Origin of the sequence: Chryseobacterium geocarposphaerae, assembly GCF_002797535.1 — a bacterium.
GTDB lineage: Bacteria > Bacteroidota > Bacteroidia > Flavobacteriales > Weeksellaceae > Chryseobacterium > Chryseobacterium geocarposphaerae.
This window is the reverse complement of sequence record NZ_PGFD01000003.1, coordinates 304,714-326,877: the sequence shown is the minus strand read 5'-3', so window position 1 is coordinate 326,877 and position 22,164 is coordinate 304,714. Positions and strand designations below refer to the sequence as shown.

Sequence of the window (22,164 nt, the reverse complement as noted above, 5' to 3'; positions counted from 1 at the left end):
TGTTTTTTAAAGAAAATATAATCAGACTAATATGAACTATCAACTGGACGAAATAGACAAGAAAATTCTTGATTTCTTAGTAGAAAATACAAGAATGCCTTTTACGGAAATTGCAAAACAGATGGATGTTTCTGCTGGAACAATTCACGTAAGAGTGAAAAAAATGGAAGATGCGGGTATTATTTTGGGATCATCTCTTAACATCGATTACGGAAAGCTAGACTATCATTTCACGGCTTTCATCGGGATTTTATTAACAAAATCTAACAGAACTCAGGAAGTTCTGAAAGAATTGTCAACAATTCCTAACGTAATTGAAGCTAGTGTTATTTCAGGGAAATATAATATTTTCTGTAAAGTAAGAGCTAAGAATACGGATGATGCGAAAAGAATCATTTATCAAATAGATGATATTCAGGATGTAATGAGAACTGAAAGTATGATCTCTATGGAGGAATTCTTAAGCGATAAAAACAGATTGATCAACGCAATCTCGATTTAATCAAATTTTAAACGAATTATATAAAAGAACTTATGAAATCTCTCATAAGTTCTTTATTTTTGTACCTATGGAAGAATATAGCTATTTTGACGAAAATCCAAAGAAAGGATGGGGATTTATTTTGGCTTTTGCCGCCTTGATGTTGTTTACAATAATGGGATTTGGGATCGATCTTGATGAATATCTGCAACATGAAACCCTGAATATTCCGGCTTGGTATTCCTATGCTATTTTCACAATTGATGCTTTGATGGCAGTAAGTCTGATTTTAATGTTCTTTTACCGAAAAATAGGCATTTTTGCATTTCCTGTGCTATTAGTTTTACACTTCTTCATGCACAATTACTATCTGTCCACTTTCCTGTATACGGATGTTACCAATCTTTTCCTTTTTACAGGATTTGGAATGTTAGCAATAATTCCTAAATGGAAGTTTTTTAAATAGTTTTTGATTGAAATAGAGAATTAAAAATTCAAAGATTGAAATATTAAAATATAACGATACAATATTAGAATATCAATAGGAGCGGGCTTTAGCCCGCTTTTTCAATTTAGCCCGTTCAAATTGGCTTTAGCCAAAACTTATTTATGAATGAATTATTGATATTTCGCTATATTAATTATAGACAGAAAAGTCTGTCTTTTTTAAAAATTTTAATCTAACTTTGACTTGTTAAAAAAATACGACATGTCATCACCCAAAGAAAGAATCATCGCTACGACTTTTGAACTGTTTGCCAGACAAGGTTACAACTCTACCGGAATCAATCAGATTGTGGCAGAAGCGAATGTAGCGAAGGCAAGTTTTTATCAGTATTTTAAGTCCAAAGAAGACCTTTGCGTCGAGTTTCTTAATGTGAGACATGAATACTGGTTTAATGAGCTTAACAGTTTTGTATCGAAAGAAAAAGAGTCAAAATCGAAACTGATGTCTTCTTTCGATTTTTTAATCTACATGAATCAAAAAGAAGACTTCCGAGGATGTAGCTTTCTGAATATTCTTTCTGAAATTTCTTCTGATAATGTAAAAATCTTAAATGTTATTCAAAATCATAAAAAAGATGTAAGAAATTATTTCTCACAATTAATTGAGAATAAAGACCTTGCGGATCATATTTATTTATTATTTGAAAGCAGCATTATTGAAAGTCAGCTTTTCAGATCGAATGAATTAATAGAAACATCAAAAAAAATAATCACCCAATTAATTTAACTTATTATGGAACAGAAACATCCACTTCCGCCGTTCACCTTAGAAACGGCTCTTGAAAAAATCCAATTGGCAGAAGATGCCTGGAACAGTCAGGATCCTGAAAGAGTTTCCAAAGCATACACCATCGACAGCGAATGGAGAAACAGAGATCAGTTCGTTAACGGCAGAGAAGAAATCGTAAAATTTCTCAGTAGTAAATGGGAAAGAGAACTGAATTATAAACTTAAAAAAGAATATTGGGCACATACCGAAAACCGTATTGCGGTCCGTTTCGAATACGAATATCAAACTAAAGAAGGAAATTGGTTTCGAGCTTACGGCAACGAAAACTGGGAGTTTGATGAAAATGGTTTAATGGCAAAAAGGTATGCAAGCATTAATGATTTGGCGATAAAAGAAGAGGCTAGAAAGTTTAAATAATAAAAAAGCATCCAAAAATGGATGCTTTTCAAATATATTTTAAAAGAAATTATTTGTCTAAAATTCTCTTCACGGCTTCTTTCACCGCAGTGGAGTCGATTTTATATTTCTTCATCAGTTCAGCTGGGGTAGCAGATTCTCCGAAAGTATCATTTACCGCAACGAATTCCTGTCTTGTAGGTCTTTTTCTGGCTAACATTCCCGCAATAGATTCTCCTAAACCACCAAGGTAGTTGTGTTCTTCAGCCGTCACGATTTTACCTGTTTTTTCAACTGATTTTAAGATAATTTCTTCATCAAGAGGCTTGATTGTATGGATGTTGATCACCTCACAAGAAATTCCTTCTTTTTCAAGCTCATCAGCAGCAACCAAAGATTCCCAAACCAAGTGGCCTGTTGCAACGATGGTTACATCAGTTCCTTCCTGTAAAAGAATTCCTTTTCCGATCTCGAAAGGCATATCTTCCGGAATGAAAACCGGAACTACCGGTCTTCCGAATCTAAGGTAAACAGGACCTTCAAAATCAGCAATAGCCAACGTTGCAGCTTTGGTCTGGTTGTAGTCACAAGGATTGATAACCGTCATACCCGGAAGCATTTTCATCATTCCGATGTCTTCCAAAACCTGGTGAGTAGCACCGTCTTCTCCTAATGTAAGACCTGCGTGAGAAGCACAGATTTTAACATTTTTTCCGGAATAAGCGATAGACTGACGAATCTGATCGTAAACTCTTGAAGTAGAAAAGTTCGCAAAAGTTCCTGTAAAAGGAATTTTTCCTGTAATACTAAGACCTGCAGCAAGGCCCATCATATTGGCTTCAGCAATACCTGTCTGATAAAATCTTTCAGGAGCTTTCTCAATGAATTTCTCCATTTTCAAAGATCCGATAAGGTCTGCACAAAGTGCTACAACATTAGGGTTTTTATCTGCAAGTTCAGCTAATCCGGCTCCGAATCCTGAACGTGTATCTTTTTTTTCTGTATATGTAAATTTCATTTTACTTAAATTTTTAATAATTGATAAATGATAGGTGATTAATGATAGTTTAAAGATTGGTAATCATCATTTATCGTTAATGATTTATCATCTATAATTAATAATCAGCAGGAGCTTCTAAATATAATTGCTTGAAAGCAGTATCCAATTGCTCATCATTTGGAGCTTTTCCGTGCCAAGCATGAGTTCCCATCATGAAATCTACTCCGGCTCCCATTTCTGTATGAAGAATGATGGCTACAGGTTTTCCTTTTCCAGTCTCTGTTTTTGCTTTTTCAAGAATAGCAATTACAGCTTCAAGATCGTTACCGTTTTTCTCTTCCAGAACAATCCATCCGAAAGCTTCTAATTTGGCATGAAGATCTCCTAAAGAAAGTACATTTTCTGTGCTTCCGTCAATCTGCTGTCCGTTATAATCAATTGTAGAAATAATGTTGTCAACTTTTTTGGCTGCAGCATACATCAATGCCTCCCAAATCTGACCTTCCTGCAATTCACCATCTCCGTGTAGAGAGTAAACCAAAGAGTTGTCTCCGTCTAATTTTTTACCTTGAGCCGCACCAAGAGCTACAGAAAGCCCTTGTCCTAAGGAACCAGAAGCGATTCTTATCCCAGGAAGACCTTCATGAGTCGTAGGGTGACCTTGCAATCTAGAATCTAATTTTCTGAAAGTACTTAGCTCCTCAACAGGAAAAAAGTTGAATCTGGCCAATGTAGAATAGAATACCGGAGAAATGTGTCCGTTTGAAAGATAGAAATGATCTTCATTTTTACCTTCCATCGTGAAAGGAAGATTATAGTTCATTACCTTTCCGTAAAGGGCTGTGAAGTATTCAGTACAACCTAAACTTCCACCTGGGTGACCAGAATTTACAGCGTGAACCATTCTTAAAATGTCTCTTCTGATTTGTGTAGTAAGAGATTTTAACTCTTCGATACTTTTACTCATTATATAAGATTTATTTGCACGCGAATTTACAATTTTTTGCTGGGTTACGGAAATGCAAAAACTCTGAGATTAAATCCCAGAGTTTTAGAATATTAAATATTTTTTATTGTTATAGCTTTATGCCCGTTGATGAGGCGTACTTTTACAAAAATTAAAATTATTTTTTTCTAATAAGCCATAATCCCAGGAAAGTAAGAAGTCCGTTAATAATTAACAGCTCTAAACCAATCTTAAATTCACCGAACAATGTTTCCTGATATTTATCGATAAAGAAAGAAATCACAGGAGCAGCAATACAGATGAAAGGCACTAACTGATCTTTCACTTTATATTTGGTGAAAATACCAAAAGCGAACAATCCTAAAAGCGGTCCGTAAGTAAAGCCGGCTAATTTTAGAATAAGCCCGATCATTGAATTATCATTAATTACTTTAAAAATGATAACCATAATGAGGAATGACAAAGCGACCAATAAGTGAACATTTTTTCTGAACTTTTCTTTCTTTTTATCATCCCAGTCTTTCTTTTCTTTCATTCCGAAAATATCGATGCACAAAGAAGAGGTAAGAGCGGTCATGGCACCGTCCGCACTCGGAAATAATGCTGAAATTAAAGCAATAATAAATATAATGGAGATAAACGGAGGCATATGATTCAATGCAATATTAGGGAATAACTGGTCTCCTGCGCTCGTTACGTTTTCCTGTGCCCCGTAAAGATGTAAAAGTCCCCCCATATAAAGGAAAAGGGAAATTACGCCTAGCAAAATAAACCCAAGCGTTACCATGTTCTTTTGGGAATCTTTTAATTTGGTTACGGATAAGCTTTTCTGCATCATTTCCTGGTCGATTCCCGTCATGGTAATCGTAATGAAAGCTCCGGCTAAAATCTGTTTAATAAAAAAGCTTTTCTGGTTGGGGTCAAAATCAAAAATTTTTGTATACCCTTTTTCATTCATGGCTGCAAAACTCTCCCCAACATTTAATCCTAAATGATTCAACATGTAAATCGTACAGATGATTAACCCCAACAACATACAGGAAGTCTGTAAAGTATCTGTCCAAACGATAGTTTTTACACCCCCTTCATACGTGTAAAGGATAATCATTGCTAAAATAACCAATGTGGTAACAATAAAAGGAACGCCTAAACTGTCAAGAATCGAAACCTGTAGAATGTTCACAACCAGATATAATCTTGCGGTTGCTCCAACTAACCTGGAAACAATGAAAATCCATGCTCCCGATTTGTAGGAAAGCTGTCCCATCCTCTGTTGAAGGTACCCGTAAATTGATGTTAGTTTTAAACGATAATATAAAGGAAGAAGAACGTAGGCAATTACAATATAGCCAATCAGATATCCTAAAGTAATCTGTAAATAAGCAAACTTATCATTTCCGACAGCTCCCGGAACACTTACAAAAGTCACGCCCGAAAGTGAAGTTCCGATCATCCCGAAGGCAACAAGCATCCAATTACTTTTACGGTTTCCGATGAAGAAACTGTCATTATCACTTCCTTTTCCGGTACGGTAAGCTACCCAAAGCAGCAATGCGAAATAGACGATAATGATGGATAATAATATAATTGGAGACATATATTGCTAAAGTTTAATTTCAGCAAATATAGTTTTTTTCTGTTCTGTTGAAAAAGAAAAAACCTTTCAGATTGTAATCTGAAAGGTTTATGTATCATAACATATTTAAAAAATAGTTAGTGTGCTTGAGTTTTATTTACTAAAACATCCTGAAGCTCCTCGTGTTTCTGGAAAGTAGCTTTTGCAAAAGGACAAAGCGGAATAATTGTTTTCCCGTTTTTTCTTGCAAAATCCACTGCTGCCAGAAGCATTTCCTTCCCAACACCTTTTCCGTTGTAAGCTTCTTCTACTTCTGTGTGGTCTATAATAAATCTTTCTTCTCCGGCCCAGGTGTAGGTCATCAGTCCTGCATGGTTCCCGTCTATGAATGCTTCAAAATTTCCGTGTTTTTCGTCGTTGTTTTGCTTTACTTCAATCATATTAAGAGATTTTGGTTAGTATTTCTATTTCGTTTGTTAATATTTTATGGACGGGACAGGCGTCCGCAATAGTACGAAGTCTTTTTAATTGTTCCTCATCAAGATCTGTTCCTTCAAAGGTGATATCTCTTTTGAAAATCGCTCTTTTGGTTAAAGGAAAATTTTCCAGCTCTACCTCCACATTTACTTTTTCCACATTCCATTCTTTTCTTTCGATATACATTCTCAAAGTAGCTGCTGTACAGCTCGCTAAAGAAGTTGCCAGTATTTCGAATGGGTTGAAGCCTTTATTTTGTCCGCCTTTATCTACCGGTTCATCAGTGATCAGTGTATTTTCACCAGCGACCACTTCTGTATAATATTTTTCTTTTCCTAAACTTGCTTTTACGGTGACTGCCATTATTTTTCTGTATTGAATTGATAACTTAATGCTCCGGAAGGACAATGGTCAATTTGATTTTTGAGCTCCTGAACCGTTGCATTTTCTGCTTTTATCCAAGGTCTTTCCTTGGGATTGTAAACTTTCGGTAACATTTTCACACACACTGCGGAGTGAATGCATTTCTGGGGTTGCCAAATAACAGTAAGGTCACCATTAATATATTCGTGCTTATCCATATTAGTCTTTGTTTAATGATTTTTCAATTCTTTTATCAGGAATCAGCCACATCAAAGCTGTAAGATAATAAAACCCTATTGCAATATAGGGATAAAAAAATGAAGTGACGATTCCCAGTGCATACAAAACGATGGAAGCATATTCTTTAAACTTGGAAGAAATAGCCTCCTTCAGCTTAGATTCTTCACCATCAGACTTGATGATTGTATTTTCCAGAATCGTATAAGCAACTGCACACATAACCAGGGTAATACCATAGGTGGCCACCGGGTTTTCTGCAAAACCTGTTTCTCCGATCCATTCTGTGGCAATAGGCATTAAAGAAAGCCAGAACAGAAGATGGAGATTAGCCCAAAGGACATTTCCATTGACTTTCTTTACCGTTTGAAACAAATGATGATGATTGTTCCAATAGATTCCCACATAAATAAAGCTGAAAATATATGCTAAAAATTTAGGCATAAGAGGTTTAAGATCGCTCCAGCTGTTTCCTTCAGGCACTTTCAGTTCAAGAACCATGATCGTGATAATAATAGCTAAAACCCCATCACTAAACGCTTCCAGTCTTCCTTTTGTCATGAGTTCCCGATTTGATTTTTAAAGCTTTCAATTTTAGTTTTCAAATCTTTCAACATTTCAGGATTAATGACTCCGCTCTCCAGATCAAAATTTTCATAGAACTTCGGAAGAGAAAATGTCTCTTTAATATCAGCTCCAAATTGAGGGAAGAATGTTTTGGCTGTGTTCATTATATTTCCGCCACCATAACCACCCGGAGAAGTTGACATCAGAAGCATAGGTTTATTCTGGAAAACTTTTACATTGATTCTTGATGCCCAGTCGAAAACGTTTTTAAAAGCAGCACTGTAAGACCGGTTGTGTTCCGCCAATGAGCAGATAATTACATCACACTCTTCAATTACTTTTAAAAAGTGGTGCGCTTCATCCGGAAAGCCTTTCTTTTCACGATCTACAGAAAAAACAGGCATATCGAAATCATTAAGATCAATCAAATTAATTTCTTCATTCTGAAAATCTTTCAGAACAAATTTTACCAGTTCTCTGTTGATGGAAGTGGAAGACGTGCTTCCTGCAAATGCTAATATTTTCATTACTCGTGTTTCTTTATTGTTTTTTTGCTGTATCTTCTTTTACTTTTTCCAAATAATTATTTTCCAGATCTTTTAATCTTTTAAAGTAGTTTTCCTTATCCATAAATAATTTTGGATTATACGGGTCTCCTGTTTTTCTTTTCTGATGAAGGTCAAACTGGCTTGCATGAGAAGCAACCCATAAGTTAAAATCAATATTCTTCATTGCCTGAAATGTTTCCGCATAATCTTTTTGAATATGTTGATAATCCTTTACATCGGAAAACTTTCTGTCAATAATTATTGAAGGTAAATTTGCAATTAAAATTTTATAGGTTTCACCTTTATCTTTTGTTTCAAATAAAAAGCTGCAGGAACCTTTAGTGTGTCCGGGATGATGAAGTAAAGTCAGCGTCGTATTTCCAAGCTTTATTTTATCATTATTTTTTAAAAGAAAATCTGGTTGTACGGGTTTGAAAGTTACTCCATATTTCCCTAATTCATAGTCTGATTTCCCGCCGCTTTTCAGCTCTTCTGCATCTTTAGAGTCTACGTAAAGTTTTGCACCTGTTTCTTTTTTAATTTCCGCCATTGCTCCCATATGATCAAAATGAGCTTGTGTTAATGTCAGAATTTTGATGTCTTTATAACGAAAGCCAAGATGTTTGATATTATCTTTTATGATTGGAAGTGAGTCTGCAAGACCGGTATTGATTAGAATATTTCCCTTATCTGTAACGATGAGATAAGATGCTAAATCATAAGTTCCTACGTAATATAAATTTCCTGCAATCCTGAAAGGTTCATAACGTTTCGACCATTCTGCGGGGTTGTTTTTAGGCTCTGACACAGTTTGGGCATTATTTAAATAGGACAATGCCAATAGGAGCAGTAATAATATTTTTTTCATCTTCATGAAGTACAGGATTACGGCTTTCTATTTAAAATGGCTTTCGGAAGCGGCACATATTCTTCTTCATCTCCGGGAACTAAAGGGAAAGCTTCGTGGTTTTGATCGTGCCAGTTTACTTTTGCTTCATCTATGACCTCCTTGTCTGAATTTACAAAATTCCAGAATATAAAACGTTCTTCTCCAAAAGGTTCTCCTCCGAAAAGATAAACAGTTCCGTTTTCGCTCATCTCGAATTCACATAGTTTGGTGTCTTTAGCGATCATTAATTGCTTTGAACCGTAAGAATTTCCATCCGTAGTCACAGTTCCGTCTAAAACATACATTGCCGCTTCTCCATACAGATCTTTTCCGATGCTGATTTTTTGGGCATCTTTTGTTTTAATTTCAATAAAAAATAACTTGCTGTGAACAGGAACCGGGGATTTTCTTCCGAACGCTTCTCCTGCAATCAATTTATACTGAATTCCGTCTTCTTCCCAAACCGGGATTTCATCAGCTTCAATATGATGAAAAGTAGGCTCAGACTGTTCCAGATGTTTTGGTAGTCCTACCCAGATCTGGAAACCGTGAAGTTTTTTATCGGAATGTCTTAAATATTCAGGAGTTCTTTCTGAATGGACAACCCCTTTTCCGGCAGTCATCCAGTTTACGGCTCCCGGTTTTATTTCTAAAGCACTTCCAATACTGTCCCTGTGAAAAATAGATCCTTCAAGAAGGTAAGTTAATGTGGATAAACCTATATGAGGATGCGGAGGAACATCAAGATTCTGATAATCTTTCAATTCCGAAGGTCCCATATGATCGATAAAAACGAAAGGTCCGACTGCTCTTTTCTCACGGAAAGGCAAAAGTCTTCCGACTAAAAAGTTTCCTATATCTGCTGATTTTTCTTCAATGATAAGTCCTATGTTTGACATGATGTGTAATGAGGTTTTATATTTTGTTTAAACGAATGTAGTGATTTTTCTAATGTTTATGGTGCCTTGAAGCTTTTTGTTATTCTGGCATCCGCTTGGAAGCTGATCTTTAATGAATTTAATTTCAACCTTAATTACCTAGCTATATAAAATTTTATTTTTATGAATTAGAACCATTAAGAGGTTTTAAGATTTTTAGAATAATAAGGCAGCTTTTCACTACAGTATTTTGCTCATAAAAAATCTTTGATTTTTTCTTAATTAACTTAATACCTTAATACTTCTTAATGGTTGAAATAAACATTTAATATAAAGAACGGATTTTACTTTTTTCAGAATGACCATATTCTTATAATGCTATCATATAAAGTTAAGAAAAAAAGCGATAAACCGATTTTAAGTTTTGTTTAATTCTTATTAGTCAGCCAGATAACCGAATTTTCCTAAGTTATAATCTTCAAAAGCCTGGATGATCTCCTCTCTGGAATTCATGACAAAAGGACCGTGAGGATAAATAGGCTCATTCAGCGGCTGTCCGCTTATGATTAAAACTACAGCATCTTCGGTTGCTTCAATGGTAAAGCTTTCTCCCTCGTTTTTAAACAAAGCCAAATGATCTGTTTTAACTTTTTCTTCACCATTTACAAGAATGCTTCCTTCAATGACTAAAGCTGCCGTATTAAAGTTTGCAGGAAAATTAAACTCTGCTTTTCCTGTTTTTTTCAGCTTGGCATTCATCATATGTACCGGGCTGAAAGTTGTTGCAGGACCTTGCTGATCTTGATAGGTCCCGGCAATAATTTCTACAAATCCATTTTCACCAAGATCTACTTTTTTCATATCAGAGTTTTTAATGGACTGATATTTCGGATCACTCATTTTATCTGTTGAAGGGAGATTGACCCAAAGCTGAACCATCTGAAAAATTCCGCCTTCTTTTGCCCATTCCGTTTCATGATATTCTTTATGGAGAACACCTTTTGCTGCGGTCATCCATTGTACATCTCCTTTGCCGATAATTCCGCCACCACCAGCACTGTCGTGGTGTTGTACTTTCCCTTGGTAAGCTATAGTTACGGTTTCAAAACCTCTGTGTGGATGTACTCCTACACCTCTTGGTGTTTCAGTTCCGTTGAAATGAAATTTTGAATTATAATCAAGCATAATGAAAGGGTCCATTCTTTTCATATCCATTCCGTTTACTCCGGGGATGAAATTATGAACTCTAAAACCGTCGCCTACAAAATGGGCTGGTTTTGGAGCTACTACCATTTCTACTTTTTTAGTTGCCATATTATTGTATTTTTATATAACAAAGGTAGAATAGTTAACAATCAAATGCATTGATCTGTGGTAAGTAGTGTAAGGCGTTAATCCTCTTTGGATTTCATGTTTTTTCCATCTGAAATGTGGAGTCTCCGGAAAATAAATCCTGAAATAATTGTAAGTATTCCCACGGTAAGAAAAGTATACCGAAAGGCATTGTGAATTTCACCTTTAATAAGGTCTGTATTTTCGAATATTTTCAGAACAATTAATCCGAAAGCGATTCCAAAACCGATGGCTAGCTGTTGATTAACAGATAATAAAGAATTTCCGCTGCTGGTCTGGAAATTTCTCAGGTCAGCAATGGAAATAGTATTCATGGAAGTGAACTGAATAGAATTGAAAAAACCTAACACTGAAATGATCGGAATAAACCAATATAAGGAAGTATTAATATCTGGAATGGCAAGTAGACAGATTAATGTTCCGATGATAAAAGTATTCGTCATTAAGGTTTGTCTGTAGCCGAATTTATCTAAAATTTTAATAACGTAAGATTTTCCGAATATGGCAGTGATAGCCATAGGTGCAATGATCCATCCCGAAGTTACTGCCGACTGCTTGTAGGCGATCTGTATCATTAACGGCAATAGTAGAGGAACTGAACTGATTCCTAATCTTGTCGCCAGATTTCCAATAATTCCTACACGGAAAGTTCTCACCTGGAATAAATTCAGCGGAAAAATAGGACTTTCGTCTCTTTTTGCATGTCTGTAATAATAATACATGAACAGAAAGCCTAGAATAAAAATAACTAAAACGGGTGTCGTGTTCTGCATATCACCAAAAAGCTCCAGAGAAATGGAAAGCAGGAGAGAGGCTGCAGCAAAAATTAAAAAACCTTTTAAATCAAAATCTACATCTTTGGAAGTATAGTTAGGCATGAATTTAAGGCCTAAAACAATTCCCAGAACTCCAATAGGAATATTGATTAAAAAAATCCAGTGCCATGAAAGGTAATCTACCATGTATCCGCCAACCAAAGGTCCTAAAACCGGCCCGATAAGTGCCGGAATAATAGCGAAGTTCATCGCTTTTAATAATTCGTTTTTATCGAAAGTTTTAATTAAAGCTAATTTTCCAACGGGCGTCATAAGGCTTCCTCCGACTCCCTGAATCACCCTTGAAATAACAAGGTGGGTGAGGTTTTGCGACAAAGCACAAAATAACGAACCTAAGCTGAAAAGGACTAGAGAGAAAATAAAAACTTTTTTTGTTCCGAATCTGTCTGCCAAAAATCCGCTTGCAGGCATAAAAACAGCCAGTGTCAAAACATAGCTGATGATGGCATTCTGCATATTGAGCGGAGATTCCTGAAGGTCTTTGGCAATGGAGGGTAAAGATGTATTTAAAATGGTTGAGTCAAGCATCTGCATGAAAATTGCGGTAGCAAGAATCAACGGTAGAATTTTTTTAATTGAATTGGGCTGTGAAATTACGTCTGACATTTTTTAAGATTTAGATTTCCCTTTAATTGTGGGCTTCCGCTATTTGTACTGCGAAAATCTACTATACTGATAAAATACGGTAGGAGATATGATCAGTTACTTAGATAAAGAAATCTATATAAAATTAAAAAGTCTTGTGAAATTTCACAAGACTTTTTAATTTATTTTCTAGGTTTTTCTACTCCCTTCCATTCATCACCCGCTTTTCTGTACTGGCTTAATATGAAAGTTTTGAAATCTTTTGTTTTGTACTCTATATTATCTGTATTTTGCTCAAATGGCATGATGTAATAATAATCTGCATCTGTTTTATCCGTTTTTGTTCCTTTTTTTACAGATGGAACATATTTGGAAAACTTATAATTTGGAAGATATTGTCTTAGTCTTGTATAGAATGCTTTATCTTCTTTCTCATCAGGAATGATATCTACAATATTGAAATCATCTTTTTTCTTATCGATCCAAAGGTAGTATGTTTTCTCTTCCTTTGTTTTTTTGTTTAGTGAATTAAAAGCAAATAATTCTTTCGGCACTAGTTCCTTGATCTTTTCAGGGTCAACTTTTGTAAAATATTCACCTTGAGAAGGATCTACATAAGTTTCAAGATTGTACATCAATACGGAATTGTTCTCAACATTTTTGTTTTTGAAGTATTGATTAAGAGATAATTCTGCAGTAGCTCTCAATTCCTTTCCTCTTGCATCCAGTTTCTTAGTCGGGTTTTGAGGATTTACTTTTTTTACAAACTCATATAAAACTACAGGTTTTACATCTTTAAGGTGTGGATATGTTTTAAGTTGTTCAGCTTTTGCCAACCAGTAATATTGTTGATAATAATCATCTTTTTCGTTATCCTTTACGGTTTTGTACGCTAAGGCAAGTTTCTTTGAGTTTAAATATTTGGCAAATTTACCTTGTCCAAAAGCAAAACTCATGGATAATAAAGCAAAAAAGATAGTAATGTTTCTTTTCATTTTCTTATAATTGAATTTTTCGATTTCCAAATATAATTATTTATTAGATATTATTTTTGATTAACGGTTAAAATCTGACAATATTATTAACGTAAATTCAAAAGAAAATCCTGTATTGCTACAGGATTGATAAATTTTTATGCTAAAGCTGAAATTTATAAGTCAAAAATTAGGTTAATTTAACTCATACTTAATAACTTATAACTCATCATCAGTTGTCATAGGATGTTTCATGTACTTTTACGGCCCTTCCGCTAGGATCGTTCATTTTCTTGAATGCTTCATCCCATTCCAATGCAACAGGAGTGGAACAAGCTACTGATGGAACAGATGGTACTGTTGCGGCAGCTGTTTCGCTCGGGAAATGCTCTTCAAAAATCGTTCTGTAACGGTATTCCTCTTTATTCTGAGGAGTGTTTAAAGGAAATCTGAATTTTGCATTGATCATCATTTCGTCAGAAACTTCTTTTTCAGCAACTGCTTTTAAGGTGTCGATCCAGGAATAGCCCACTCCATCAGAAAACTGTTCTTTTTGTCTCCATACAATCGATTCAGGAAGAATGTCTTCAAAAGCCTTTCTTAGAACCCATTTTTCAATTTTGCCTTCAGCTGTATCAATCATTTTATCTTTAGGATTGATAGTCATGGCAATATCCATAAACTCTTTATCCAGAAAAGGAACACGACCCTCAATTCCCCAGCTCATTAAGGCTTTGTTGGCTCTTAAGCAGTCATAAAGGTGAAGTTTTCCCAATTTTCTTACTGTTTCATCGTGGAATTCTTTTGCATTCGGAGCCTTATGAAAATATAAATACCCGCCGAATAACTCATCAGAACCTTCTCCTGAAAGCACCATTTTAATTCCCATAGATTTAATAACCCTCGCCAGAAGATACATAGGAGTTGATGCCCTTATCGTGGTAACATCATAAGTTTCTAGGTGATAAATCACATCGCGAACAGCATCTAAACCTTCCTGAATGGTAAAGTTTACCTCGTGATGAACAGAACCAATATGTTCCGCAGCTTTTTTTGCTGCTGCTAAATCCGGAGACCCCACTAAGCCAACTGCAAAACTGTGTAATCTGGGATACCATGCTTCCTGCGTATCTCCGCTTTCAATTCTTTGTCGGGCAAATTTTGCAGTAATTGCTGAGATTACAGAAGAATCCAGTCCCCCTGAAAGTAGAACTCCATAAGGAACATCGCTCATCAATTGTCTGTGGACCGCATCTTCAAGTCCCTTTCTTAATTGTGCAATATCAGTTTCGTTGTCTTTTACAGCATCAAAGCTTTCCCAATCTCTTTTGTACCATTGTTGAAGGTCACCTCCGTCTTGGCTGTATACAAAGTGTCCGGGAAGAAAAGTTTCGATGGTTTTACAAACGCCCTCCAGGGCTTTTAATTCTGAAGCGGCATAATAACTTCCGTTTTTATCCCAACCGTGATACAACGGGCAGATTCCCATATGATCTCTGGCAATAAGGTAAATGTCGTTTTCGATATCGTATAAAGAGAACGCGAAAATTCCGTTGAGTTTTTCAAGGAAATCCTTCCCGTATTTTCTATACAGAGCCAGTATAACCTCGCAGTCTGACTGGGTTTGAAATTCATAATCAGGAAATTCTTTTTTCAATTCCTGATGATTATAAATTTCTCCGTTTACCGCTAAAACAACTTTTCCGTCTTTAGTAAATAATGGCTGTTTCCCGGAAGTAGGATCTACAATCGCTAATCTTTCGTGAGAGAAAATTATTTTATCATTTTGAAATACACCGCTCCAGTCAGGACCTCTGTGGCGGATTTTTTTAGACATTTCCAGAACCTGAGGCCTTAAAATTTCAGTTTTTTGTTTAGCATCAAACAAGCATACAATTCCACACATTTTTAATTTTTTTTATATGTGACAAATGTAAATGGGTTGTTTAAAAATAACAAATAAAAAAGTTTAATTGATTTATTTTTTATTGAATTTTAAATTAAAAAATTTAAAATTTACTACGTAAATAAAATTTTGTTTTATTTTAAAGAAAAATTTTAATTGAAAGCTGTTAATATTTACGAAATAAAAACTAAAAAAAAATTAATCTATGATAATTAATTTAATATTTTTTTGTTGTTTATTTGTTCTTCGAAATAATTTTTTTTCATCATTTGTGTTTTTACCTTCTTGCAGGGACTCCTGCAAGAAGGTTTTTTTATTCATTTCCTAACAAAACTCCTGAAACATTCCATGAGCTAAAGCTGGTTCCTTCTGTGGGGCCCTGTGGAATTTTTACCTGAATGGTATGTTTTCCGGCTTTTAAATCTCCAAGCGGAATAAAGTTGGGATTGGTAACCGTTCCCGGACACCAGTTTGATCTGCTTAAATCTGAAGACGAAAGCCCGTCTGCAAAATTTCCTGATGCAGGATTGTAGAGTCGGTAAGAGCCACAATCTGATCTCCACGGTATAAAAGAATAGGTCATTTTACCGTCAAGGAAAATGGAATTAGTCTTAGGGACAAATTCGTCACCGTTTTCCCAACCTCCATGCCCCGTTGTAATATATCTCAACTGAGCATTTTTCAAATCTTTTTTCAAAGTAAATTCTACAAATAGCCCTTTATCCTGATTGAACATGGTAGAATAATCCTGTCCTGCCATTTCCATAATATTCAAAGTATTAAACAAAGGAATCACCGTATTGTTTTTATAAACCGTCTGATCGCTTTTGTGAATGGTGATTTCCAGACTCACTTTGTGACCTCCTTTGTCATAATTTCCAATAAATGTACCGATCCACAACTCTTTTTCCGATAAAGAAGGTTTCAGATCTGTAATATCCTGGCGATAAGGACTGATAGTCTGCCAGTTTTTATCTTTTAACTGAATATGATTGAATTTGTTGATTCCGAAAGCGGTAAAAAATCTCATCATTTCAACTGCGGGATTATAATTTTCAGTAGCAACGACTCCGAAATATTGTTTCCCATTGCCGTTATCATAAACAGGAAGTGTTTTTGCTCCTTTCTCTAATCCGTCAAAGAAAGATTGAGATTTATCCTGAGAAATAAAAAATACGGTTCCTGTCCTGTCGTAGGCATCGCCGTTTGACTGTTGTTTTAATTCAACGAAAATATTTTCACCTTCAGTAATTTTTGGGAACTTTATCTTTTTAAGAATAATGGTTCCGTTGGCAAATCGTTTTATGTTTTTATCAGACTTTGAAGCGTCAGAAAAATTGATGGTTTCATTGTCAAAAACTTTTAAAGTAGTAAACCTGCTTTTCCAGAGAAGGTCTTTATATCCTAATTGATCTGTGGAAGTAATAGAACTTTTAATAATATTGTTAATATCAGTTTTCTTTACTTTTTTAATGGAATTTGCTGTGATCAAAGAGTTTTTATTTCTTTCAATTTCTAAAACAAATCCCAGATTTTGTCCTATTGTGGAAGGTCCACCTTGGATTTTTAATTCATTGGTATACCAAACTTCAATGGTATTGGAATTGATTTTAGTAACAGCTTTTTTACAGGTATAGCCTAAAATTTTCTTTGTTTCATTGGTGAATTCAAAAGTCTGTTTTCCTACAGATTCTGTATCGGAAGCTGAAATCGTTTCATTAGGTTTTAAAAAAGCATAAGAAACAATTGTATTTGAAGGTTTTTCAATTTTAGTAAGCTCAAATGGATAATCAGCTTTTTGTTCACGGATTTTATTATTTAAAATGAAATTTTCCTTTTCGTTGGCCCAAACCAATGTCGGAGACTGATCAGTTAATGTCTTTCCGTTGTAGGAACTCATATACTGTACTTCATAAGTCTGCGCTAAAGTAAGGCAACATAAAAAGGTGAAAAAACTTAATAAAATTCTTCGATACATAATTAAAAACAGGAATTTTCACAAAGATAATTTTTAATTGATATGAAGATTATTCTTTGTGAATTTTATACTTATAACCTAATTAGTATAAAAAATTTAGAAATGTTACGTATTAACAAAAAAAACTACTCTAAAAAATAGAGTAGTTTATATATTGTATTTCGTTTATTTTAAGAAACTCTTTCGATCAAAGCCATATAGAATCCGTCGTAGCCTTCACTTGGCATTACTTTTTCATCCTTGATCATCTTAAAATTCGGATTATTTTTAATGAATTCGTCAACCTGTAAGTTGTTTTCAGAAGGTAGGATAGAACAGGTTGCATACACCATCTTTCCTCCTTTTTTTAGCATTTTAGAATAATCCTGAAGAATTTGTTGCTGCTCAACTTTAATTCTGTCGATAAAAGCCTGGTCAATTTTCCATTTGCTGTCCGGATTTCTTTTTAAAACGCCAAGTCCTGAACATGGAGCGTCAATTAGCAATCTGTCTGCTTTTTCATGAAGTCTTTTGATCACTTTATTGTCAGAAATCAAACGCGTTTCAATGTTGTGAGCTCCGGCTCTTTTTGCACGGCGTTTCAATTCTGCTAGTTTCCAGTCGAAGATATCCAAAGCAATGATCTGACCTTTATTCTGCATTAAAGCAGCTAAGTGAAGTGTTTTTCCGCCTGCACCTGCGCATGCATCCACAACTCTTTGTCCTTCTTTTACATCAAGGAAATACCCGATCTTTTGCGAAGAAGCGTCCTGAACTTCAAATAATCCTTCTTTGAAAGCTGTTGTAAGGAAAACATTCTTTTTCTCTTCAAGCTGAACCGCGTCCGGATAATTTTTGATAGGATAAGAAACGATATTTTCATCAGAAAGATCTGAAATAAGCTCTTTTGTAGTTGTTCTTAAAGAGTTAGCTCTTAATACAGTCGGAGCCTGCTCATTTAAGGCAAGCATTTCTTTTTCCCATCTTGAGCCTAATTCTTTTTCTAAAGTTTCAGCCAACCAATCCGGAATGGAGTATTCTATTGCTTTCGTAGGAACAGTATTCTTTTTAAGCTTAGTTAGAATATCAGCAATTTTGATTCCGTCAAATTCTTCAAATTTCTTATAATTGGTTTTGCTCCAAAGGAGATAAGCGATGATAAGCTTGTAGATATTATTAGGTTTTACTCCTTCACCCATATAGTATTCCAGACGTTTTTTCCAACGGATGATATTATAGAAAATTTCAGAAACAACGGCTCTGTCCTGGCTGCCCCATTTTTTGTTGGCTTTTAAAAGCCTTTCGATTACTTTATCGGCATATTTATTTTTCTCGAAAAATGTTTCCTGTAAAGCATCGTGAATTCCGATTGCTAAGTTTCTGTGAATAAGTTCCATAAATTGGGTTCTGCTATTTTGAATCTGCAAAAATACGAATTTAAGTTGAGATACGGGTTTTGTGTTTTTGGTTTCGGGATTCTCATTAAGAACAGTGTTTAAACTCGTATCGCGAAACTCACAACTCGTTTTAAAATCCTACCTTTGCAAAAAATTAAAAATATGAGTGATACTGTACTTTGTCCGAAATGCAGCTCGGAGTTTACCTATGAGCAGGATGGTTTGATGGTTTGCAGCCAGTGTTTCCACGAATGGGATCCTGCAGAAGCCGGAAATGATGATAAAATTCTGGATATTAATGGTAATGAACTGCAAAACGGAGATTCAGTGATCGTAATGAAAGATCTTCCGGTAAAAGGAGCGCCGAAACCGGTAAAAGCAGGAACTAAAGTGAAAAATATCCGTCTAAGACCAGACAGCGATCATAATATTGACTGTAAAATTGATGGCTTCGGAGCTATGGCTTTGAAATCAGAATTTGTGAAGAAAGCATAAAAAAAAGGAAAGAATTGGACAGTGTAATCTTTCAAAGACTCATTGCAGGACTGCTAATTTTGTCTTTAGGGCAGAAAGAGAATTAACCAAAAATTTCCTTATGCTGTGGAACTACAAATGTAAGAAAAGTTTAAATCCGATTCTTGTATTTGTAGTTTTTTTATTAAAATTTTAACAGTATAAGTAGAAGGAAATGTGATGGTTGCAATGTTTAAATAAATGAAATATTGACAGAAGCGCTCAGCTTTTCATCTGTATATAAAATAATTTCTTTATCCTTCGCTTTTACTTTATTCCAATAGTAATTTCCGGCAAATCTGCTTTCTAGAACTTCTGCCTCAATACCATTTTCGGAAATACTGATTTCTTTCGGATAATAAGAGAATTTTTTTAGACTGAAATCGGAGATTTCTTTTTCATTAAATATATTCACTTCTCCAAAAAGTTTGGCAACATAGGCATTGTAAGGACTTCTAAATGTTTCTTCAGGGCTATCATTTTGGATCAACCGTCCGTTTTGGAGCACAATAATCTGATCCAGCCAGGGAATAATATCCTGAAGTTCATGCGTAGAAATAATTAAAGAAATATTATTCTGTTTTACATAGGAAAACAGCTTTTCACGAAGTTCAATTTTTCTGGGGAAATCCAGATTGCTGAAAGGTTCATCTAAGATCAATAATTTTGGTAAAACGGAAAGCGCTCTTGCGATGGCAACTCTTTGCTGCTGCCCTCCACTTAAGTATTTGGGTAAAACATCAGCGTATTCAGAAAGTCCGACTACTTCAAGAAGTTCTGCAACCGTTTCTTTCTTTTGTGCTAAATTAATATTGGAAATAAATTTTCCTACATTTTCGGCAACGGTTGCGTAAGGCATCAGGTCAAAGTTCTGAGCAACAAACTTCATATCAGCTTCTCCGGGAACCAGGTTTCCTTTAGGACCAAATAGTTTTTTGCCATCAAAAATAATCTCTCCGCTTTCCCAATCCAAAAGGCCATACATCAAACTTAACAATGTTGATTTTCCGCATCCGCTTTCCCCGGCCAGAGCAATTATTCTGCCGGCTTCAAATCTCAGATTAAGGTTCTGAAACAGAGGCTTTTCTTTTGTATGGGAGAAGTATAAATTGTTTATTTCTAATAGCATACTACAAATGTAATGAAATGATATGTTTTAGGGAGCAAAGATTTTTTATTATATTAGCTGTAGTAAAGAAAATTTATGAAAATGAAGAAAAGGCTGTTTTTATTGGCAATTCCCACTTTTTTGATCACCGCTGTTACTATATCTTGTAACAAAGAAAAACCATTAGCAAGTGAGAGTAATGAAATCACTACTACAAAAGATGGTCATCAGTTTATTCTGGATACATTGAACAGTAGAGTGGAATGGAAAGGGTATAAAATTTTAAAATCTGAAAATACAAGTCATTTCGGAACGATAAAATTTGAAAGCGGAGATGTTACGATAAAAGATGAAAAGCTTGAAAGCGGGAAATTTGTAGCAGATATGAATTCTTTAACGTCTGTTGATTTAAAAGATGATGCCGATCAGCTGGAAAAATTAAACGGACATCTCAAAAGCGGCGATTTTTTTGAAGTTGAAAAATTCCCTACCGCTTCTTATGAAATCACAAAAATTACTCCTTTGGCAGAAGGGGATTATAATACACTTTTGGATGGCAATTTAACCATTAAAGGAATTACCAAACCTATCGCTTTTAAAGCGAACGTATCCGTGAAAGATGGAGTAGTGAGCATAGCAACCGAACCTAAAGATATACAGCGTGAAGAATTTGGGATAAAATTTCAGGCGCCAGTTGAAAACGGGGTGATTAAAGATGAGGTAACACTACAGATTAATGTAAAAGCTTTAGAAAAAAAATAAATTTTTATTTAAGAGAAATAAAATTATAGTCTGCCTCCAAAAAGTGGCAGATTTTTTTTAACAGTTTAAGGAAAATTATTCCGTTGAAAAATCGTATTTTTGCAAAACATTTTGAAAGGGTAAAACAATGATAGAAAAGATAGAAGAATTACTAGTTGAAGTAAACAGCTTCAGTACCACATCAAAAGAAGAAATTGAAAACTTCCGAATCAAGTTTAATGGTAAAAAAGGAATTCTGAACGATTTTTTTGAAAAATTCAAAGAAGTTCCGAACGACCAGAAAAAAGAATTCGGACAGAAGATCAATACTTTAAAACAGGCTGTGAATGTAAAGTTGGAGGATTTAAAAAATGCTTCAGCATCCTCTATTATTGTTGAAAAAGAAGATTTAACAAGACCGGCTTTTCCATTGGATCTGGGTTCAAGACATCCGATCAATTTGGTGAAAAACAGAATTATTGAAATCTTTAAATCTATAGGTTTTGCTGTAGCGGACGGACCCGAAATTGAAGATGACTGGCATAACTTTACAGCCTTGAATCTTCCGGAATATCACCCGGCAAGAGATATGCAGGACACTTTCTTCATCGAACAGAACCCTGATATTTTATTGAGAACGCATACTTCTTCGGTACAGATCCGTTATATGGAAGAAAATCAGCCGCCAATCAGAATCTTATCTCCTGGAAGAGTATTCAGAAATGAAGCGGTGTCTTCACGTTCACACTGTATTTTCCATCAGATCGAAGGTTTATATATTGATGAGAATGTAAGTTTTGCAGATTTGAAACAAACCATTCAGTTCTTTACAACCGAACTTTTCGGCAAATCTAGGATCAGACTGAGACCTTCTTATTTCCCTTTTACAGAACCAAGTGCTGAAATTGATGTATATTGGGGACTGAATTCGGAAACGGATTACAGAATTACCAAAGGAACAGGCTGGCTGGAAATTATGGGTTGCGGAATGGTAGATCCTGCCGTTTTGAAAAACGTAAACATTGATGCTGATAAATATTCAGGGTATGCTTTCGGAATGGGTATTGAAAGAATTGTAATGCTTCTTTACCAAATGAGCGACATCAGAATGTTCTTTGAGAATGATATCAGAACTTTGGAGCAGTTTAAAACATTATAAAAAAATTAAACTTAAATAA

The 22,164-nt window shown here is 35.0% G+C and carries 24 protein-coding genes; 7 read left to right on the top strand and 17 right to left on the bottom strand.

All coding sequences use genetic code 11. The annotated features are described in order from the left end of the window. Nucleotides 1–31 precede the first annotated feature (31 nt). The 4 genes from CLV73_RS17510 (at nucleotide 32) to CLV73_RS17495 (ending at nucleotide 2,135) form a co-directional block, all read left to right on the top strand. Nucleotides 32–502 carry an Lrp/AsnC family transcriptional regulator gene (locus CLV73_RS17510; RefSeq protein WP_065400659.1) on the top strand — a complete coding sequence of 157 codons (471 nt, stop codon included), beginning with the start codon at nucleotides 32–34 and terminating at the stop codon, nucleotides 500–502. 67 nt (nucleotides 503–569) lie between these two features. Next, nucleotides 570–947, top strand: coding sequence for a hypothetical protein (locus tag CLV73_RS17505; RefSeq protein WP_100378163.1), 378 nt, complete (start codon nucleotides 570–572; stop codon nucleotides 945–947). Nucleotides 948–1,190: 243 nt separating this feature from the next. After that, on the top strand, nucleotides 1,191–1,715 hold the full coding sequence (locus CLV73_RS17500; RefSeq protein ID WP_100378162.1) for a TetR/AcrR family transcriptional regulator: 525 nt from the start codon (nucleotides 1,191–1,193) through the stop codon (nucleotides 1,713–1,715). Between the two features lie 6 nt (nucleotides 1,716–1,721). Further along, the gene (locus CLV73_RS17495) at nucleotides 1,722–2,135 is read left to right on the top strand and encodes a nuclear transport factor 2 family protein (RefSeq protein WP_185116791.1); all 414 of its coding nucleotides are present in this window, start codon (nucleotides 1,722–1,724) and stop codon (nucleotides 2,133–2,135) included. A 49-nt stretch (nucleotides 2,136–2,184) separates the two neighbouring features. Here the strand turns inward: CLV73_RS17495 and CLV73_RS17490 are convergent, their stop codons facing one another. From CLV73_RS17490 to CLV73_RS17415, 16 genes are all read right to left on the bottom strand, one after another. Beyond that, on the bottom strand, nucleotides 2,185–3,132 hold the full coding sequence (locus CLV73_RS17490; RefSeq protein ID WP_100378160.1) for a transketolase family protein: 948 nt from the start codon (nucleotides 3,130–3,132) through the stop codon (nucleotides 2,185–2,187). Between the two features lie 97 nt (nucleotides 3,133–3,229). Then, the gene (locus CLV73_RS17485; RefSeq protein WP_100378159.1) at nucleotides 3,230–4,081 is read right to left on the bottom strand and encodes a transketolase; all 852 of its coding nucleotides are present in this window, start codon (nucleotides 4,079–4,081) and stop codon (nucleotides 3,230–3,232) included. Nucleotides 4,082–4,238: 157 nt separating this feature from the next. Further along, nucleotides 4,239–5,678: a sodium:solute symporter gene (locus CLV73_RS17480; RefSeq protein ID WP_100378158.1), complete on the bottom strand. Its 1,440-nt coding sequence runs from the start codon at nucleotides 5,676–5,678 to the stop codon at nucleotides 4,239–4,241. A gap of 116 nt (nucleotides 5,679–5,794) precedes the next feature. Next, nucleotides 5,795–6,097 (bottom strand): GNAT family N-acetyltransferase, encoded by a 303-nt coding sequence (locus tag CLV73_RS17475; RefSeq protein ID WP_185116790.1) that lies wholly within the window; start codon nucleotides 6,095–6,097, stop codon nucleotides 5,795–5,797. A 1-nt stretch (nucleotide 6,098) separates the two neighbouring features. After that, a complete protein-coding gene (locus CLV73_RS17470; RefSeq protein ID WP_100378157.1) occupies nucleotides 6,099–6,497 on the bottom strand; it encodes an OsmC family protein in 399 nt (132 codons plus the stop codon). After that, entirely contained in the window at nucleotides 6,497–6,715 is a 219-nt protein-coding gene (locus CLV73_RS17465) for a (4Fe-4S)-binding protein (protein WP_100378156.1), read from the bottom strand. The genes CLV73_RS17470 and CLV73_RS17465 overlap by 1 nt, the downstream gene beginning before the upstream one ends. A gap of 1 nt (nucleotide 6,716) precedes the next feature. Then, nucleotides 6,717–7,295, bottom strand: a complete 579-nt coding sequence (locus CLV73_RS17460) for a TMEM175 family protein (RefSeq protein ID WP_100378155.1) — start codon at nucleotides 7,293–7,295, stop codon at nucleotides 6,717–6,719. After that, nucleotides 7,292–7,828, bottom strand: coding sequence for an NADPH-dependent FMN reductase (locus CLV73_RS17455; RefSeq protein ID WP_100378154.1), 537 nt, complete (start codon nucleotides 7,826–7,828; stop codon nucleotides 7,292–7,294). Before CLV73_RS17455 ends, CLV73_RS17460 begins: the two co-directional genes overlap by 4 nt. Nucleotides 7,829–7,841: 13 nt before the next feature. After that, nucleotides 7,842–8,717, bottom strand: coding sequence for a subclass B3 metallo-beta-lactamase (bla, locus tag CLV73_RS17450; RefSeq protein ID WP_100378246.1), 876 nt, complete (start codon nucleotides 8,715–8,717; stop codon nucleotides 7,842–7,844). A gap of 17 nt (nucleotides 8,718–8,734) precedes the next feature. Further along, nucleotides 8,735–9,637 (bottom strand): pirin family protein, encoded by a 903-nt coding sequence (locus CLV73_RS17445; RefSeq protein WP_100378153.1) that lies wholly within the window; start codon nucleotides 9,635–9,637, stop codon nucleotides 8,735–8,737. 417 nt (nucleotides 9,638–10,054) lie between these two features. After that, nucleotides 10,055–10,930: a pirin family protein gene (locus tag CLV73_RS17440; protein WP_100378152.1), complete on the bottom strand. Its 876-nt coding sequence runs from the start codon at nucleotides 10,928–10,930 to the stop codon at nucleotides 10,055–10,057. 77 nt (nucleotides 10,931–11,007) lie between these two features. Beyond that, nucleotides 11,008–12,411, bottom strand: a complete 1,404-nt coding sequence (locus CLV73_RS17435) for an MFS transporter (protein WP_100378151.1) — start codon at nucleotides 12,409–12,411, stop codon at nucleotides 11,008–11,010. A gap of 161 nt (nucleotides 12,412–12,572) precedes the next feature. Next, a complete protein-coding gene (locus CLV73_RS17430; RefSeq protein WP_100378150.1) occupies nucleotides 12,573–13,385 on the bottom strand; it encodes a hypothetical protein in 813 nt (270 codons plus the stop codon). A gap of 211 nt (nucleotides 13,386–13,596) precedes the next feature. Beyond that, nucleotides 13,597–15,270 carry an asparagine synthase B gene (gene asnB, locus CLV73_RS17425; RefSeq protein WP_100378149.1) on the bottom strand — a complete coding sequence of 558 codons (1,674 nt, stop codon included), beginning with the start codon at nucleotides 15,268–15,270 and terminating at the stop codon, nucleotides 13,597–13,599. Between the two features lie 313 nt (nucleotides 15,271–15,583). Further along, complete coding sequence (locus CLV73_RS17420) at nucleotides 15,584–17,248, bottom strand: GLPGLI family protein (RefSeq protein ID WP_100378148.1); 1,665 nt, start codon at nucleotides 17,246–17,248, stop codon at nucleotides 15,584–15,586. A gap of 170 nt (nucleotides 17,249–17,418) precedes the next feature. Beyond that, on the bottom strand, nucleotides 17,419–18,624 hold the full coding sequence (locus CLV73_RS17415; RefSeq protein WP_100378147.1) for an RsmB/NOP family class I SAM-dependent RNA methyltransferase: 1,206 nt from the start codon (nucleotides 18,622–18,624) through the stop codon (nucleotides 17,419–17,421). A gap of 162 nt (nucleotides 18,625–18,786) precedes the next feature. Here CLV73_RS17415 and CLV73_RS17410 point away from each other — a divergent pair, with 162 nt between their 5' ends. Then, on the top strand, nucleotides 18,787–19,119 hold the full coding sequence (locus CLV73_RS17410; protein ID WP_039364616.1) for a zinc ribbon domain-containing protein YjdM: 333 nt from the start codon (nucleotides 18,787–18,789) through the stop codon (nucleotides 19,117–19,119). A gap of 211 nt (nucleotides 19,120–19,330) precedes the next feature. On the opposite strand, the gene CLV73_RS17405 is transcribed toward CLV73_RS17410, so the two are convergent. Next, a complete protein-coding gene (locus tag CLV73_RS17405; RefSeq protein ID WP_100378146.1) occupies nucleotides 19,331–20,266 on the bottom strand; it encodes a sulfate/molybdate ABC transporter ATP-binding protein in 936 nt (311 codons plus the stop codon). A gap of 81 nt (nucleotides 20,267–20,347) precedes the next feature. On the opposite strand from CLV73_RS17405, the gene CLV73_RS17400 reads away from it, so the two are divergent. Together CLV73_RS17400 and pheS are read left to right on the top strand one after the other, a co-directional pair. Next, complete coding sequence (locus CLV73_RS17400; RefSeq protein ID WP_100378245.1) at nucleotides 20,348–21,007, top strand: YceI family protein; 660 nt, start codon at nucleotides 20,348–20,350, stop codon at nucleotides 21,005–21,007. Nucleotides 21,008–21,134: 127 nt separating this feature from the next. Beyond that, nucleotides 21,135–22,145 (top strand): phenylalanine--tRNA ligase subunit alpha, encoded by a 1,011-nt coding sequence (gene pheS, locus CLV73_RS17395; protein WP_100378145.1) that lies wholly within the window; start codon nucleotides 21,135–21,137, stop codon nucleotides 22,143–22,145. Nucleotides 22,146–22,164 lie beyond the last annotated feature (19 nt).

Excerpts from the sequence above, each read along its gene's own strand:
- CLV73_RS17510 (WP_065400659.1), top strand. The coding sequence starts at position 32 with ATGAACTATCAACTGGACGAAATAGACAAGAAAATTCTTGATTTCTTA.
- CLV73_RS17505 (WP_100378163.1), top strand. The coding sequence starts at position 570 with ATGGAAGAATATAGCTATTTTGACGAAAATCCAAAGAAAGGATGGGGA.
- CLV73_RS17500 (WP_100378162.1), top strand. The coding sequence starts at position 1,191 with ATGTCATCACCCAAAGAAAGAATCATCGCTACGACTTTTGAACTGTTT.
- CLV73_RS17495 (WP_185116791.1), top strand. The coding sequence starts at position 1,722 with ATGGAACAGAAACATCCACTTCCGCCGTTCACCTTAGAAACGGCTCTT.
- CLV73_RS17490 (WP_100378160.1), bottom strand. The coding sequence starts at position 3,132 with ATGAAATTTACATATACAGAAAAAAAAGATACACGTTCAGGATTCGGA.
- CLV73_RS17485 (WP_100378159.1), bottom strand. The coding sequence starts at position 4,081 with ATGAGTAAAAGTATCGAAGAGTTAAAATCTCTTACTACACAAATCAGA.
- CLV73_RS17480 (WP_100378158.1), bottom strand. The coding sequence starts at position 5,678 with ATGTCTCCAATTATATTATTATCCATCATTATCGTCTATTTCGCATTG.
- CLV73_RS17475 (WP_185116790.1), bottom strand. The coding sequence starts at position 6,097 with ATGATTGAAGTAAAGCAAAACAACGACGAAAAACACGGAAATTTTGAA.
- CLV73_RS17470 (WP_100378157.1), bottom strand. The coding sequence starts at position 6,497 with ATGGCAGTCACCGTAAAAGCAAGTTTAGGAAAAGAAAAATATTATACA.
- CLV73_RS17465 (WP_100378156.1), bottom strand. The coding sequence starts at position 6,715 with ATGGATAAGCACGAATATATTAATGGTGACCTTACTGTTATTTGGCAA.
- CLV73_RS17460 (WP_100378155.1), bottom strand. The coding sequence starts at position 7,295 with ATGACAAAAGGAAGACTGGAAGCGTTTAGTGATGGGGTTTTAGCTATT.
- CLV73_RS17455 (WP_100378154.1), bottom strand. The coding sequence starts at position 7,828 with ATGAAAATATTAGCATTTGCAGGAAGCACGTCTTCCACTTCCATCAAC.
- bla (WP_100378246.1), bottom strand. The coding sequence starts at position 8,717 with ATGAAAAAAATATTATTACTGCTCCTATTGGCATTGTCCTATTTAAAT.
- CLV73_RS17445 (WP_100378153.1), bottom strand. The coding sequence starts at position 9,637 with ATGTCAAACATAGGACTTATCATTGAAGAAAAATCAGCAGATATAGGA.
- CLV73_RS17440 (WP_100378152.1), bottom strand. The coding sequence starts at position 10,930 with ATGGCAACTAAAAAAGTAGAAATGGTAGTAGCTCCAAAACCAGCCCAT.
- CLV73_RS17435 (WP_100378151.1), bottom strand. The coding sequence starts at position 12,411 with ATGTCAGACGTAATTTCACAGCCCAATTCAATTAAAAAAATTCTACCG.
- CLV73_RS17430 (WP_100378150.1), bottom strand. The coding sequence starts at position 13,385 with ATGAAAAGAAACATTACTATCTTTTTTGCTTTATTATCCATGAGTTTT.
- asnB (WP_100378149.1), bottom strand. The coding sequence starts at position 15,270 with ATGTGTGGAATTGTATGCTTGTTTGATGCTAAACAAAAAACTGAAATT.
- CLV73_RS17420 (WP_100378148.1), bottom strand. The coding sequence starts at position 17,248 with ATGTATCGAAGAATTTTATTAAGTTTTTTCACCTTTTTATGTTGCCTT.
- CLV73_RS17415 (WP_100378147.1), bottom strand. The coding sequence starts at position 18,624 with ATGGAACTTATTCACAGAAACTTAGCAATCGGAATTCACGATGCTTTA.
- CLV73_RS17410 (WP_039364616.1), top strand. The coding sequence starts at position 18,787 with ATGAGTGATACTGTACTTTGTCCGAAATGCAGCTCGGAGTTTACCTAT.
- CLV73_RS17405 (WP_100378146.1), bottom strand. The coding sequence starts at position 20,266 with ATGCTATTAGAAATAAACAATTTATACTTCTCCCATACAAAAGAAAAG.
- CLV73_RS17400 (WP_100378245.1), top strand. The coding sequence starts at position 20,348 with ATGAAGAAAAGGCTGTTTTTATTGGCAATTCCCACTTTTTTGATCACC.
- pheS (WP_100378145.1), top strand. The coding sequence starts at position 21,135 with ATGATAGAAAAGATAGAAGAATTACTAGTTGAAGTAAACAGCTTCAGT.